This is a genomic window from Serratia liquefaciens ATCC 27592 (assembly GCF_000422085.1).
GTDB lineage: Bacteria > Pseudomonadota > Gammaproteobacteria > Enterobacterales > Enterobacteriaceae > Serratia > Serratia liquefaciens.
The window spans coordinates 144,333-158,562 of record NC_021741.1 but is presented as its reverse complement, the minus strand read 5'-3'; the positions used below and the strand labels follow the sequence as shown (position 1 = coordinate 158,562).

At 54.7% G+C, this 14,230-nt stretch carries 12 protein-coding genes; all 12 read right to left on the bottom strand.

The window, feature by feature from the left end; all coding sequences use genetic code 11:
- Window positions 1-2 precede the first annotated feature (2 nt).
- Window positions 3-1,379, bottom strand: coding sequence for an ECA oligosaccharide polymerase (wzyE, locus tag M495_RS00675; protein ID WP_020824759.1), 1,377 nt, complete (start codon window positions 1,377-1,379; stop codon window positions 3-5).
- The gene (locus M495_RS00670) at window positions 1,376-2,461 is read right to left on the bottom strand and encodes a TDP-N-acetylfucosamine:lipid II N-acetylfucosaminyltransferase (RefSeq protein WP_020824758.1); all 1,086 of its coding nucleotides are present in this window, start codon (window positions 2,459-2,461) and stop codon (window positions 1,376-1,378) included. Before M495_RS00670 ends, wzyE begins: the two co-directional genes overlap by 4 nt.
- Window positions 2,458-3,708 (bottom strand): lipid III flippase WzxE, encoded by a 1,251-nt coding sequence (gene wzxE / locus M495_RS00665; RefSeq protein ID WP_020824757.1) that lies wholly within the window; start codon window positions 3,706-3,708, stop codon window positions 2,458-2,460. Before wzxE ends, M495_RS00670 begins: the two co-directional genes overlap by 4 nt.
- Before the next feature lies 1 nt (window position 3,709).
- Window positions 3,710-4,840 (bottom strand): dTDP-4-amino-4,6-dideoxygalactose transaminase, encoded by a 1,131-nt coding sequence (rffA, locus tag M495_RS00660; RefSeq protein WP_020824756.1) that lies wholly within the window; start codon window positions 4,838-4,840, stop codon window positions 3,710-3,712.
- Window positions 4,827-5,558, bottom strand: coding sequence for a dTDP-4-amino-4,6-dideoxy-D-galactose acyltransferase (gene rffC / locus M495_RS00655; protein ID WP_020824755.1), 732 nt, complete (start codon window positions 5,556-5,558; stop codon window positions 4,827-4,829). Before rffC ends, rffA begins: the two co-directional genes overlap by 14 nt.
- On the bottom strand, window positions 5,536-6,417 hold the full coding sequence (rfbA, locus tag M495_RS00650; RefSeq protein ID WP_020824754.1) for a glucose-1-phosphate thymidylyltransferase RfbA: 882 nt from the start codon (window positions 6,415-6,417) through the stop codon (window positions 5,536-5,538). Before rfbA ends, rffC begins: the two co-directional genes overlap by 23 nt.
- Window positions 6,418-6,465: 48 nt before the next feature.
- Window positions 6,466-7,539: a dTDP-glucose 4,6-dehydratase gene (gene rffG / locus M495_RS00645; protein WP_020824753.1), complete on the bottom strand. Its 1,074-nt coding sequence runs from the start codon at window positions 7,537-7,539 to the stop codon at window positions 6,466-6,468.
- Window positions 7,530-8,792 carry a UDP-N-acetyl-D-mannosamine dehydrogenase gene (gene wecC / locus M495_RS00640; protein ID WP_020824752.1) on the bottom strand — a complete coding sequence of 421 codons (1,263 nt, stop codon included), beginning with the start codon at window positions 8,790-8,792 and terminating at the stop codon, window positions 7,530-7,532. Before wecC ends, rffG begins: the two co-directional genes overlap by 10 nt.
- Window positions 8,789-9,919 carry a non-hydrolyzing UDP-N-acetylglucosamine 2-epimerase gene (gene wecB, locus M495_RS00635; RefSeq protein WP_020824751.1) on the bottom strand — a complete coding sequence of 377 codons (1,131 nt, stop codon included), beginning with the start codon at window positions 9,917-9,919 and terminating at the stop codon, window positions 8,789-8,791. Before wecB ends, wecC begins: the two co-directional genes overlap by 4 nt.
- A gap of 84 nt (window positions 9,920-10,003) precedes the next feature.
- Window positions 10,004-11,056, bottom strand: coding sequence for an ECA polysaccharide chain length modulation protein (wzzE, locus tag M495_RS00630; RefSeq protein WP_041414104.1), 1,053 nt, complete (start codon window positions 11,054-11,056; stop codon window positions 10,004-10,006).
- A 20-nt stretch (window positions 11,057-11,076) separates the two neighbouring features.
- Window positions 11,077-12,174, bottom strand: a complete 1,098-nt coding sequence (gene wecA / locus M495_RS00625; protein ID WP_115057947.1) for a UDP-N-acetylglucosamine--undecaprenyl-phosphate N-acetylglucosaminephosphotransferase — start codon at window positions 12,172-12,174, stop codon at window positions 11,077-11,079.
- A gap of 315 nt (window positions 12,175-12,489) precedes the next feature.
- A complete protein-coding gene (rho, locus tag M495_RS00620) occupies window positions 12,490-13,749 on the bottom strand; it encodes a transcription termination factor Rho (protein ID WP_004950874.1) in 1,260 nt (419 codons plus the stop codon).
- Window positions 13,750-14,230: the final 481 nt, after the last annotated feature.

The following is a 14,230-nucleotide window of genomic DNA, read 5'->3' as shown; positions in this document are numbered from 1 at the left end:
CCTTACAGAAGGCCGTCGACCCGTACGGATGATGGCGTCGATGCCAGCGTACGCGTACGCCGTACCCGCGCCTTAATCAACCCGGCAGTGTCAAACAGCCAGTACAACAACTTAGCCATCAGCAGGCAGGCGCCAAAAATAAGGCAGAAGAACACCACTCGCGAGACAAAGGAATCTACCCCTTCCCGCGCCAACACGATGATGTTGAATACCGCACCGAAGCAGAAACTTTGCAATATCGCGGCCTTATACCGGTTAGGTTCGCTTTTGCCCATCTCATACAGCCAGTCGAACCACTTGATGATCATCCCGACCAGCACCGCGCCAACGGGAATAAACACCGCACCGCCCATTACCACCAGTGAGCCGATAAGCGTGGGTGAAATCGCCAGGCCGGAATGGTTATTCAGCACTTCCCAGGTGAAATAGTTGGCGCTATTGAGCACCGTGTCTGGTCGCCCCGGCCACAGCCAGGCCGGAATGAACACGTAGAAATCGCGCACTATCGGTGCCAGGCCCTGGAAATCAATCTTGTCGTAGTTCTGCAGCAACAGCGCCAGGTTTTCCCATGGCGAGAAGGTATCGCGCGTCAGGTAAAGGAAGGTATAGAACGCTTCGGGACCGCTGACGTCCAGGCTGTAGCGCTTTAACGCCAGCCAGAACATGCCGACGATACCAAACACGCCGGCGGCCACCAGCATCCACAACGAGATCCAGCCGCGCACGATGCCGATAAACAGAAACAGCGAGAAGGCAATAATGATATTGGCGCGGGTACCGCCAACTATCACGTAAGTCAGGATGCCAAAGGCCACCGTCGCCGCCAGGAAAAAGAACCAGGCGCGCAGATCTTGCTTCAGGAAATACACCACCAGCATCGCCGGGATGAAGAAATAGAAGAACCGCTTGAGCGCCACCCCAGAGACATCGCTGGAGAAAATCTGGCTGTAAGAGTTGAGCTTGAACAGCAGGAAACCGTTTTGCATGAAGAAAATGCCGACGGTCGCCATCGCCACCAGCGCCAGTAACATCCAGGTCAGATGGGTTTCCACCCGGTTCATGGTGAATACCGGCTTACGCGGTTGCACGCTGCGCTTTCGCAGCCGGGTTTTATAGCTGACGTAATAAATCGCATAAAAAGCAGTAGCGGAGAGGATCGCATAGAGTAAAAACTCTACCGGTACCACCTCGACGTCAAACTGAAACACCAGCAGACAGGTCAGCGGGAAACCGAAGTAAAACGTCAGCAAATACAGTAGCGTAAAGAAGACGTTAAAATTGAAACGGACGCGCCTAAACTCCTGGTAAGCCAGCGTCAGAATAAACAGCACGCTCACCAGATAAACGATAAACAACCCGCCAAATTGCGCCAGCGTCATACGTTGTCCCCTGCCGCCAGGGTTAATGCCTGCTGCCAGCCATCAACGTAGTTAGGGTTGAAGAAAGCGATGGCCTGTTTATCGACGGAGGCCAGTTGGCGTTGCGCTTCACGCACGACCGCCTCATCCAGCGAATCGCCATAGAACAGCACAGGCAGATGTTGCTCCGCCAGATCCTGCCAGAACGGGTTCTGCCGGCTCAGCACAAAGGGCACGCCAAACTGGATCAGAAGACACAGCGTGCCTATGCCCTGCTGGCGGTTAAAAATAAAGTAACCCAGATCGCACTCGCGCAGAATATTCAGGTAATCGTCGAACGCCACCTGCTGCGTCAGCACCTGCAGGTTCCTGGCGCTGAACAGCTCTAGCCCGGCGCTGCGCACCTGTTCAATATAGGCGTCGTTATTGGCCGGGTAGCCCATCGGCAGGATCACCCGCACCTCGGCGCCAAACTGCTGATGAATCGCTTTCAACGCCTCAATATGACGGTTGGTACGATCGCCAGAGTTCCCCACCAGAATGGTCATCGGCCCGGCCAGGTTTTTCTCTACCTCAATGCCGGTTAACGCCGGATCCATCCGCGTCGGGAAATACAACAGAGAGGCCGGTACGCGGGCATGGCGCTGCTGGTAATGAATAATATCACCGCGGGTCGCGAACACGTGTCTCACTCTGCCCTGCGCAATACGGCGCAGCAAATAGAACAGGCGGAATTTCCAACTGGTGGCGTTTTCATACAAATCAGCGCCCCAGATATGCCAACTCACCTGATCGGCCTTGATTTTACCGCTCAGCAACGCCAACCACAGCGTAGGGTTAAACTGGCCGTGCAGGAAGAAACGCTGATTGCGATCGGCCTGCGCGCGGGCGATGACCGCCATCGCCAGACTTTTCTTGTCCGGATGGCATTCAATGCTCAGCTCGGGAAACACCCCTAACGCAGCGGCATCTTTGGCAGCCACCATAAAATGACGCGTCTGTTCGGACGGCAGGCGTTTCGCCAACACATCGTTGAAGAAACGCAGCACCGTCTGATTGTGATGCGGGATGTCAGATCCCAATACGTGAATCAGTGTCGTCATACTCGTCTACGGTAAAGAATAAATACGCAGCTACAGAGCGTAAAGTACACGATGTAGGTTGCCATGTAGGCCTGTGCCGCTCCCAGCGCGCCATGCAGCGGTATCAACCAATGCGAGAACAGCGTTAACAGCAGGAACTGACTGACTTCGGTCAGGATATAAAAACGCAGCGACGCCTTGGCAATCACCAGATAGCCGAACACATAGGCACCCACTTTCAGCACGTCCCCTACCAGTTGCCAGGCAAACAGATCGCGCATCGCGACGAACTTGTCCGTGAACAGCAACCAGATGGCGAAGTCGCGCAGTAACCAGACCGTGAAACTCGCCGCCGCTACTGCGGGCAGTACAAATTTTAAGGAGCGCACAATCTCTTGAGATATGGCGCTTTTTTCCTTCAATCGCGACAGCGTTGGCAGCAGATAAACGGTAAACGAGGCGGTGATAAACTGCAGGTAAGCGTCGGAGATGCTGCTGACGCCCTGCCAAATCCCGACCTCATCCCAACTGTAATGGCTGGCCAGCAGGTTACGCATCATCACATAGGCCACCGGCAGCGTCACTGATGTGATCAATGCCATGATGGTGAACTTGCCAAGATGGCTGGCTAACGCCTTGTCCCATGCCAATGCCAAATAGCGCAGCGGCAAGGTTTTGCGCCGCCACAGCATAAAACCTGCGGGCAACACCACCAAGGCTGGCACCAGTGCCAACCCCGCCAGCGCGCCTTCGTAGCCGCCCAGCTTAAAGCACAGGTAGTAGGCCACTACGCCAATCAGGCTACCGCCAATCACCGCCAGCGCGTTGCCCATCGCATCGCGGTAGCCTTTCAGCACCGCCATAAACAGGTTGGCATAGGCGATACCCATCTGAATAAAGGCTACCGCCCGCACCACACCGACATAGTCAGCATGGCCGAACAACCCGATACTGATAGGCTCCGCCGCGAACAGAAACACCAGCGCCAGCAGCGTGGAGAAACCCAGCACAATACTCGAGGCCGTCCCGACAGCCAGCCGTAACCGCTGCGGATCCTGATGATATTCGGCAACATACTTGGTGATGCCGTTAAAAATCCCGGCGCCGGACAGCACGCCCAGCACGGTAATCAGCTGACGGAAGTTGCCCGCCTGTCCAACCCCGCTGGGGCCAAACGCTACCGCCAGCAGTTTCACTACCAGCAGCCCCGCGCCAATTTTGATCAGCGTGGAGCCTGCGGTCCAAATTGATGCTTTTGCCAGCGACATATCAGGCGCAGAAGCTAAGAATGGTATTGATCACTGTGCGTTGAGTGACATCAGACATATTGTAGAACAACGGCAAACGGACCAAACGCGCACTTTCCTGACTGGTGAAGCGGTCTTCGCCGGAAAAACGGCCAAAACGATCGCCTGCCGGGCAGTCGTGCAACGGGATGTAATGGAACACCGCCATGATTTCGGCCTCCTTCAGATAATCGATAAAGGCCGTGCGGTCTTCAATATCACGCAGTTTGATATAGAACATGTGTGCATTGTGCACGCAGTCCGCCGGAATGGTCGGCAGCGCGATGCGCCCAGCTTTTGCCAGCGGCAGGAAACTGTCGTAATATTTCTGCCACAGCGCCAGGCGGCGTTGATTGATGTGATCGGCCGCTTCCAGTTGACCCCACAAATAAGCGGCCTGCAAATCTGACATCAGATAGCTGGAGCCGATATCGCGCCAGGTGTACTTGTCTACCTGACCGCGGAAGAACTGGCTGCGGTTGGTGCCTTTCTCACGAATGACTTCCGCCCGGTCGATAAGTGCCGGATCGTTGATCAGCGTGGCGCCACCCTCACCGCCTGCGGTGTAGTTTTTGGTTTCATGGAAGCTAAAGCAGCCAATATGACCGATGGTACCGAGCGCTTTGCCCTTGTAGGTAGCCATCACCCCCTGCGCAGCGTCTTCCACCACGTACAGGTTATATTTTTTCGCCAGCGCCATGATGGTGTCCATCTCGCAGGCTACTCCAGCGTAATGCACCGGCACGATAGCTCGCGTCTTATCGGTGATGGCCGCTTCGATTTTAGTTTCATCGATGTTCATGGTATCCGGACGCAGGTCGACAAACACCACGGTGGCCCCGCGCAGCACAAAGGCATTGGCGGTTGAAACAAAGGTGAAGCTCGGCATGATCACTTCATCACCCGGCTGGATATCCAGCAGGATCGCCGCCATCTCCAGTGACGCGGTACAGGACGGCGTCAACAGCACCTTCGGGCTGCCAAAACGCTGTTCCATCCACTGCTGGCAACGGCGAGTAAAACCACCATCTCCGCACAGCTTGCCGCTGTCCATTGCAGCCTGCATATAGTCAAGTTCAGTGCCAACAACCGGTGGAGCGTTAAATGGGATCATGTTTTCCTCTGTATAACCAATACGAGGTGCTTTCAATAACAGCACCCCGTCGTTGATAGAGCCGTAATGCGGCTAAATTACCGAGCTGTGTCGCCACCCGCAGGCGTTGCAGCGACCGTTGCCGGCACTCAGCAATGGCCGCCGCCATTAATCGCGCACCAATACCTTTGCCTGACGCCCCGGGGAAAGCTGCCAGCAGGCCGATTCTAACCTCTTGGCCGCCGATATCACGCAGGCTGACAAAGCCCTCCGGCTGACCGGCTTCGTCCAGTGCCAACAGGCATTGGTGATCGAAGGTTCCCAGTACCGCTTTTTCGATCCAGGCAGCATAGAAACGCCCGCTATCCTGAACGTCGTACCAAGGGGCCCGAAAACGGCTGGCGGTGAACACATTGGCCGCTGCCGCACGCAATACCGGAATATCCTCCGGCACTGCCAGGCGAATCGCTGGCGGTAGCGCACTCTGCGACGATGCACATTCCGTGCCGATATTCAGCAACAGATCGACCTCAGCCTCAACCAGTTGGAAACCCAGACCCGACAATGCGTCCGCCCAGGCGGTTTGGTGCGCCGGGATTTTAGCTTGCACCAAGGCGTAGGCTGCCAGACCGGCCTCGGTCAACACCGGGGCCGTGGTGGAAAAGTTGAGCCTGGCGCTGCCAAGAGCGAAAAATTCGCTTTCCCAGGCTAAGGGCTCAATATTGGCGTGGACGCGCATGCAATAAATCCAGCAGATACTTGCCGTAACCGGTTTTGACCAGCGCCTGTGCGGCACGTTTCACACCGTCATCATCCAGCCAACCGTTGCGCCAGGCGATCTCTTCCAGGCAGGCAATTTTAAAGCCCTGGCGTTTTTCCACCGTCTGCACGAAGCTGCTGGCTTCCAGCAGGCTGTCATGGGTACCGGTATCCAGCCAGGCAAAACCGCGGCCCAGCAGTTCAACGGTCAGCTCGCCACGCTCCAGATACATCTGGTTAATGCTGGTAATTTCCAGCTCGCCACGGGAGGAAGGCTTGACCTGTTTGGCAAACTCCACCACCTGACTGTCGTAGAAGTACAGGCCGGTCACCGCCCAGTTGGACTTGGGCTCGGCAGGCTTTTCTTCGATCGATAAAGCGCGGAAGTTATCGTCAAACTCCACCACCCCAAAACGTTCGGGATCCATCACCTGGTAGCCGAACACGGTCGCGCCCTGGGTACGTGCAGCGACCGTTTTTAGTTTCGGGCTAAACCCTTGACCAAAATAGATATTGTCGCCTAACACCAGACAGCTCGGCTCGCCGGCCAGGAACTCTTCACCGATCAGAAACGCCTGAGCCAGACCATCGGGGCTGGGTTGTTCGGCATAGCTGAGATTAATGCCAAACTCTTCGCCGTTACCCAACAGACGTCTGAATGAAGGGAGGTCTTCCGGTGTGGAAATAATCAGAATGTCGCGGATCCCGGCTAACATTAGCACCGACAGCGGATAGTAAATCATCGGCTTGTCGTAGATCGGGAGCAACTGCTTGGATACGCCGCGAGTAATTGGATGCAAACGTGTACCGGATCCACCCGCCAGAATAATACCTTTCATACTCACTCCAGAATCCACTGGGCCACCACTCAGGCAGCCCGGGTAAACTTAGTCGGATAAACCTAAACGCTCACCCGCATAGGAACCATCCTGAACGCGACGCCACCAGGTTTCATTGTTCAGGTACCAGGAAACCGTTTTGCGAATGCCGCTTTCAAAGGTTTCTTGTGGGTGCCAGCCCAGCTCCCGGTCAATTTTGCCGGCGTCTATCGCATAGCGCATATCATGGCCCGGGCGATCCTTGACGTAAGTGATCAGATCGCGGTATTTCTCCACGCCCTGCGGTTTGTTCGGCGCCAACTCCTCCAGCAGATCGCAAATGGTATGCACCACTTCAATATTTTTGCGTTCGTTGTGGCCACCGATATTGTAGGTTTCGCCTACCACACCTTCGGTAACCACCTGATACAGAGCACGCGCATGATCTTCGACATATAGCCAGTCACGCACCTGCGCGCCGTTGCCATACACCGGCAAAGGTTTACCGGCAACGGCATTGAGTATCACTAACGGGATCAGTTTCTCCGGGAAGTGGTATGGGCCGTAGTTATTGGAGCAGTTGGTGACCAGGGTCGGCAAGCCATAGGTCCGCAGCCAGGCACGGACCAAATGATCGCTGGATGCCTTGGAGGCCGAATACGGGCTGCTTGGCGAGTAAGGCGTGGTTTCGGTGAACAGATCGTCCGTGCCGTGTAGGTCGCCATACACCTCGTCGGTGGAGATATGGTGGAAACGGAAGCTCTGCTTCTTCTCCGCCTCCAGCGGATGCCAATAATGACGGGCCGCCTCCAGCAGGGTATAGGTCCCCACCACGTTAGTCTCGATAAAGGCCGCCGGGCCATCAATCGAACGATCGACATGGCTTTCCGCCGCCAGGTGCATGACCACATCCGGCTGATATTGGGCAAACACCCGATCCAATGCCGCGCGATCGCAGATATCCACCTGCTCGAACGAATAGCGTTCGCTATCAGCAATCACCGCAAGCGATTCCAGGTTGCCGGCGTAAGTCAGCTTATCCACCACCACCACGCTGTCCCGCGTGGCTGCAATAATATGCCTGACGACCGCGGAACCGATAAAACCGGCGCCCCCAGTGACTAAAATACGTTTCAACGCCATACCCCTTTGGTATCTACTACCCAGGATTGCGTGATCTCTTCCGGCCTGATTGCCTTGAATTGCTTATGATCGACCAACATCACGATCACGTCCGCCTGCTGCAACGCGTCGGCCATCGCTTTCAGCGTCACATGGCCCGCCAGCGATTTCGGCAGTTGCTCAACGTTCGGCTCCACCACCAGGGTTTCACCCACGTGCCAATCAGCAATTAAATGCGCCACTTCCACCGCCGGGCTTTCGCGCAGGTCGTCGATATTCGGCTTGAATGCCAGGCCGAAGCAGGCAATTTTCACTTCCGACGCACGCTTATCGGTTGCTGCCAGACAGTCAGCCACTGCGGCTTTCACACGATCAACCACCCACAGCGGTTTTCCGTCATTCACCAGGCGCGCGGTATGAATCAAACGCGCCTGCTGCGGATTCTGCGAGACGATAAACCAAGGGTCAACCGCAATGCAGTGGCCACCGACGCCGGGGCCAGGCTGCAAAATATTGACCCGCGGATGGCGATTCGCCAGGCGGATAAGCTCCCAGACATTGATGCCCTGATCGGCGCAAATCAACGACAACTCATTGGCAAAGGCGATATTCACATCGCGGAAGCTGTTTTCGGTCAGCTTGCACATCTCAGCGGTGCGTGAATTGGTAATCACACACTCGCCCTCGAGGAAAATCTTGTACAGCTCGCTGGCGCGCTCCGAGCATTTTGGCGTCATACCGCCAATCACCCGATCGTTTTGAATCAGCTCAACCATCACCTGTCCCGGCAGCACGCGCTCCGGACAGTAGGCAATGTTCACATCAGCGGCCTCACCGGCCTGCTGCGGGAAACTGAGATCGCTACGCGCTTCTGCCAGCCACTGCGCCATCTGTTCGGTCGCGCCCACCGGCGAGGTGGACTCCAGGATCACCAGATCGCCTTTTTTCAGCACCGGTGCCAAGGATTTGGCTGCGGCCTCGACATACGCCAGATCCGGCTCATGGTCGCCTTTAAACGGCGTCGGTACCGCAATCAGGAAGGCATCCGCTGCCAGAGGTTTGGTCACCGCCTGCAGATAGCCGCCGTCGACCGCGTCTTTCACCACTTTATCCAGGTCGGGTTCAACGATATGGATCGCACCACGGTTAATGGTATCCACCGCATGTTGGTTAACATCTACGCCCACCACTTTTTTCTTGCGGGAGGCAAACGCCGCCGCCGTTGGCAGACCGATATAACCCAGGCCGATAACCGAAATAGTGTTAAAACTCATAGTGTCACCTGATGATTCTTCAAAGCTTCCAGAATACGCTGGCAGGCATGCCCGTCACCGTAAGGGTTATGCGCCCGGCTCATGGCGTGATATTCGTTTTCGTCCGTCAGCAGCCGGTTAACCGCATCAACAATTTTTGCTACGTCGGTACCCACCAGCCGCACCGTGCCAGAATCTACCGCCTCCGGCCGCTCGGTGGTGTCACGCATCACCAGCACTGGCTTACCCAATGATGGCGCCTCCTCCTGAATGCCGCCAGAGTCGGTCAGGATCATATATGACTTAGCCATCAGATAGACAAAGGGCAAATAATCCTGGGGATCTATCAGGATGATATTATCAATCCCTTTCAGAATGCGGTTGACCGGCTCGCTGACGTTGGGGTTGAGATGCACCGGATACACCACCTGCACTTCGGGATGAGTACGGGCAATTTCTGCCAGCGCGCTGCAAATTCGCTCGAACCCACCGCCAAAGCTTTCGCGGCGATGACCAGTTACCAGAATCAACTTTTTGTCGGCATCCAGGAACGGGTAGCGTTGAGCCAGGCTGTCATGCAAGGCCGCATCACCCATCACCCGATCGCGTACCCAGAACAACGCGTCGATTACCGTGTTGCCTGTGACGAAGATATGATCGTCCGGTAACAGTTCGCGCAACAGATTCTGTCGCGAATTCTCCGTCGGGGCAAAATGGTACATCGCCAGATGGCCGGTCAGCTTGCGGTTAGCCTCTTCCGGCCACGGGGAGTAAAGGTCGCCGGTACGCAGGCCCGCCTCTACATGCCCTACCGGGATACGCTGATAAAATGCAGCCAGGCTGGTGGCCAGCGTGGTGGTGGTATCGCCGTGAACCAACACCACATCCGGTTTGAATTCCTCAAGAACGCCTTTCAGGCCTTCAAGGATGCGGCAGGTGATCTCACTTAATCCCTGGCCGGGTTTCATGATGTTCAGATCGTAATCAGGCACTATCTCAAATAACCGCAATACCTGATCCAACATCTCACGATGCTGTGCCGTCACGCAGACTCTTGATTCAAAGGCTTCATCCTGAGCCAGGGCATGTACCAGCGGTGCCATTTTGATGGCTTCAGGCCTGGTGCCGAAAACTGTCAACACTTTCACAGCGAATCTCTTTTGGTCGGTTAACCGCAGGCGAACCTGCGAATTGGGCGCTCTCACGCCCATCAGCGAATTATTATATTATTTTTATTTACGCGGCCGACGCACCAGGGCAACACCTGCGCCAACCAAAGCGCCCATCGCGCCCCACATGATCAACCAGAATACACGACGTGGGCTGTCACGTTTTACCGGCTCTTCCGGGGTCCGCAAATAGCGGTAAGTCTGGAATTTCTCGTCCAGCGTTGGGCCAACGTTCAGGGTCGCCAGCATCGCGCGATTTTGATCGTAGTCCAAATCAAAGGTTGGGCCCGAAGCCTGTAATCCTTCCAGACGCGCCTGCAGCATCGGTTTGCCCAGCAGGAACAAATCGGAGTCTGGCAGCTGTTCTGCCGGGGTATCGGTCTGAGTCCGGCTAATGCCCTGCGTCTCGGCAATTTTTAACGCCTGTTGGATGGTGTTCAGCTCACGCTTGTACACGGCCTCTGCCACCGCTTCCTGGCGCTTGACCTGCGCCTTCATCGACGTGGTACGAGCCGCCCAGGCCCCCTGGATCTCTTCGTTTAAATGCTGAGCCGCGCGGTGGCTGGCAAACGCCACGTACTGACGCAGCAGGCGATTGGCATCTACCGCCGTTTCCGCCGTCAGTTTCACACCGTCGTTCGGCACTTTTTTGTCATCACGCGGCGTGAACTGGATGTTGTTAATGAGTTCGTCGAGCAAGGCCGCATCGGCACCTGCGTCGCCTTCCTGGCGCTGTTTGTAATAATCGCTCTGCAGCCAGAAATCTCGGCGCGTATCGTAAGCCGCCAGCTGCATAATAAATTCATTATAGGCTTCGTCAGCGATGCCCGGTTGCTCGGTAGCAGCCGCTGGCAGAGTACGCACATCCAGATTACGCAGGAACTGTTGCTGGGAATAATACCCCCCCAACGCATTCACCGTTGGCCGATCGGTAATCGCCGCCGCGCTCCACTCCTGTTTCACCAGGTAGGACACCACCAGCGCCACCACGGCGAACAGTACCGCAATACCGATAATCCATGACTTACCGCGCCACAGGGTACAGCACAGGCCGCGAATATCGAGTTCGTTATCCACTGCCGGGATAGTCTTGTCAGACGTTGTTTCTGGATTCATCACTGCCCAAAAGCCTCTGGTTAGGATTCTTGCTTATTGTCGTTCGAACGGCGCAGGCGCCGTTTGATACGCTTAATGTAACGTGCAACACGCCAGGCGCGCTTAATGCAGTAACCGTACAAGAAGAAGGCAAGCAAAAATAATGCCAACATTACCCATTCAGGGATAAAAGTAAGACGTTCGCCGATCACGCCGATGGCCGCCAGCAGCGCCGCCGCCAGGGTAATCAGCACGAAGGCCTGCCGTGGCGTAAAGCCAGCGCGCATAATCAGATGGTGAATGTGTTGACGGTCTGGGGAGAAGGGGCTCATCCCTTTGCGTAAGCGCCGATACATGATCGCAATCATGTCCATCAATGGAATAGCGATAATCCACAGGGCGGTAACAGGATTGATGGAATGGGCTTTACCCTGTGAACTTTGCAACAGCAGCCAAATAGCGGTGAAACCGATTAGCGTACTGCCAGCATCCCCCATAAATACCTTGTAACGTCGGCCAAGAATACCGAGGTTAAGCAGGATATAAGGAACGATGGCGGCAATCATCGCGAAGCACCAGAAAGCCAAATCGGAGTGGCCGCTCAGGTACAACAGCACGCCCAGCGCACCGAAAGAAACGCACGAAAGCCCGCCCAGCAGGCCATCAATGCCGTCTACCATGTTAAAGGCGTTGATAGCCGCCCAAACGGCAAACAGCGTGACCAGATAGCCGAACGGCCCCAGTTGCATTTCCCAGTCGCCAAGCACATGACCAAAACTGCGCAGGTAGAGCCCGGCAAACACCATCATCGCAATGCCGACCAATGCCTGGACCAGCGCGCGAATTTTAACGCTGATATCGAAACGATCGTCGAGAGCACCAACAAACACTAATAACCCCGCACAGGCGAGGTAGAGTTTTCCGTGCGCAATCGTTTGGTCAGAGATCAAGAAAGCAAAGCACAGCCCGGCGTAAACAGAAATACCTCCGACAAGCGGGATCAACCCCTGATGACGTTTGCGGTAATTAGGTTTATCAACCAGACCAATACGTTTTGCTGCTTTGCGAGCAACAAAGAGAAAAGCCAAGGAAAACAGGAAAACAAATAGAATTTCAGTACTCATAGTGAGTAAGTTCACAGTTAACAAGATCTCTGTAGAAGATAAGGCAGCTTAACACGGGCGACAGGTCGCGCCATGAGGTCCCGCTACCTTTCAGTCATTTCCTATGACAACAGCCATTCATTCTTATTCCAACGCTTCTGTCTGCCGTTTAAACAGCAACAATGCGCGAACGACGAAACGCCGACCGCAAATAAGATGAATTCTCAGTAAGCCATGAAAATAACTTACGTTTCCATTTCTGTTACTTATCGTATCTGCCAAAAGCAAAAAACGCCACGACTAGGCGTGGCGTTCTCTGAATTTTTTACTCAATTATGAGCGCATCGTCATTTATGAGCGCTTCATCATATCGAAGAATTCATCGTTGGTTTTGGTCATGGCCAACTTGTTGATGAGGAATTCCATTGCGTCAATTTCGCCCATTGGGTGAATAATTTTACGCAGGATCCACATTTTCTGCAGTTCTTCAGACGTGGTGAGTAATTCTTCTTTACGGGTACCGGAGCGGTTGTAGTCAATCGCAGGGAATACGCGCTTCTCGGCGATTTTACGCGCCAGATGCAATTCCATGTTGCCGGTACCTTTAAACTCTTCGTAGATAACCTCGTCCATTTTCGACCCGGTGTCGACCAGCGCGGTAGCGATGATGGTCAGGCTGCCGCCTTCCTCAACGTTACGTGCCGCACCGAAGAAACGCTTGGGACGATGCAGGGCGTTGGCATCCACACCACCGGTCAACACTTTACCGGAAGCCGGTACTACGGTGTTGTAGGCACGCGCCAGGCGGGTGATGGAGTCGAGCAAGATGATAACGTCTTTCTTGTGCTCAACCAGGCGCTTGGCCTTCTCGATCACCATTTCTGCAACCTGGACGTGGCGGGAAGCCGGCTCGTCAAAGGTAGAAGCGATAACTTCGCCCTTCACCAGACGCTGCATCTCGGTAACTTCTTCCGGACGTTCGTCAATCAGCAGAACCATCAACACACAGTCTGGATGGTTGTAAGCAATGCTTTGTGCAATGTTCTGCAGCAGCATAGTTTTACCGGCTTTCGGCGGAGCAACAATCAGACCACGCTGACCACGGCCAATCGGCGAGGCCAGATCCAGCACGCGAGCCGTCAGGTCTTCGGTTGAACCGTTACCGCGTTCCATCCGCAGACGGGAGTTGGCATGCAGTGGGGTTAAGTTCTCGAACAGGATCTTGCTGCGGGCGTTTTCCGGTTTGTCGTAGTTAACTTCGTTAACTTTCAACAGGGCAAAGTAGCGCTCGCCTTCTTTTGGCGGACGAATCTTACCGGAAACGGAGTCACCTGTACGGAGGTTAAAACGGCGGATTTGGCTGGGGGATACGTAGATGTCGTCGGGGCCTGCAAGGTAGGAACTGTCTCCAGAGCGGAGGAAACCAAATCCATCCTGCAATATCTCCAACACGCCATCGCCGAAGATATCTTCTCCACTTTTCGCATGCTGCTTAAGGATAGAGAAGATAATGTCCTGCTTGCGCATGCGGGCAAGGTTTTCCAGCCCCATATTTTCGCCGAGAGTAATCAGCTCAGAAACCGGCGTATTCTTTAATTCGGTAAGATTCATAGTGGTGGGTTCTTAAACTCGGGGTATGTCTCGAACTTGTATCGTGAATGGTATGGCAGCGGGATATATCTTTCGTCTTTCTGGTGGTCGCCTTGGCCTTCCTTGCTTACCCCGCCACTTAGCGGACTAAGCTGCAGAGATTCGTTCGGTTGCCGACGGGCCACACCTTGAAATCCTTTGGATATTCGTGCCTGTTTACTGGACGTTCGATCGCCGGGCGCTGAGCCGTCACGGTAAGAAATGGCTTACAGAGGACGCGCGCATTGACGGTTTAAGATCGAAGGTACCTTAAAATTGATTTTGCAAAACCGTTTGATTGTTAAAACACGGGCTGAGTTCATTTTTTCTTTCAACGCCAGCGGTTCAACACAGAGTAAAGCTTTAGATTTAGACTCTTTAGATTTAAAACTTCGGGCAAGTTCTATATGCAGTATGGTTAAACTTAACACGCTTCTTGGCAGGCGTCTAGCGGTGAATTGAA

Bases quoted from the DNA above. Each gene is read 5' to 3' on its own strand.
- wzxE (WP_020824757.1), bottom strand. From the start codon at position 3,708: ATGTCGCTGGCAAAAGCATCAATTTGGACCGCAGGCTCCACGCTGATC.
- wzzE (WP_041414104.1), bottom strand. From the start codon at position 11,056: ATGAATCCAGAAACAACGTCTGACAAGACTATCCCGGCAGTGGATAAC.
- M495_RS00670 (WP_020824758.1), bottom strand. From the start codon at position 2,461: ATGACGACACTGATTCACGTATTGGGATCTGACATCCCGCATCACAAT.
- rho (WP_004950874.1), bottom strand. From the start codon at position 13,749: ATGAATCTTACCGAATTAAAGAATACGCCGGTTTCTGAGCTGATTACT.
- rffC (WP_020824755.1), bottom strand. From the start codon at position 5,558: ATGCGCGTCCACGCCAATATTGAGCCCTTAGCCTGGGAAAGCGAATTT.
- rffA (WP_020824756.1), bottom strand. From the start codon at position 4,840: ATGATCCCATTTAACGCTCCACCGGTTGTTGGCACTGAACTTGACTAT.
- wzyE (WP_020824759.1), bottom strand. From the start codon at position 1,379: ATGACGCTGGCGCAATTTGGCGGGTTGTTTATCGTTTATCTGGTGAGC.
- wecC (WP_020824752.1), bottom strand. From the start codon at position 8,792: ATGAGTTTTAACACTATTTCGGTTATCGGCCTGGGTTATATCGGTCTG.
- rfbA (WP_020824754.1), bottom strand. From the start codon at position 6,417: ATGAAAGGTATTATTCTGGCGGGTGGATCCGGTACACGTTTGCATCCA.
- rffG (WP_020824753.1), bottom strand. From the start codon at position 7,539: ATGGCGTTGAAACGTATTTTAGTCACTGGGGGCGCCGGTTTTATCGGT.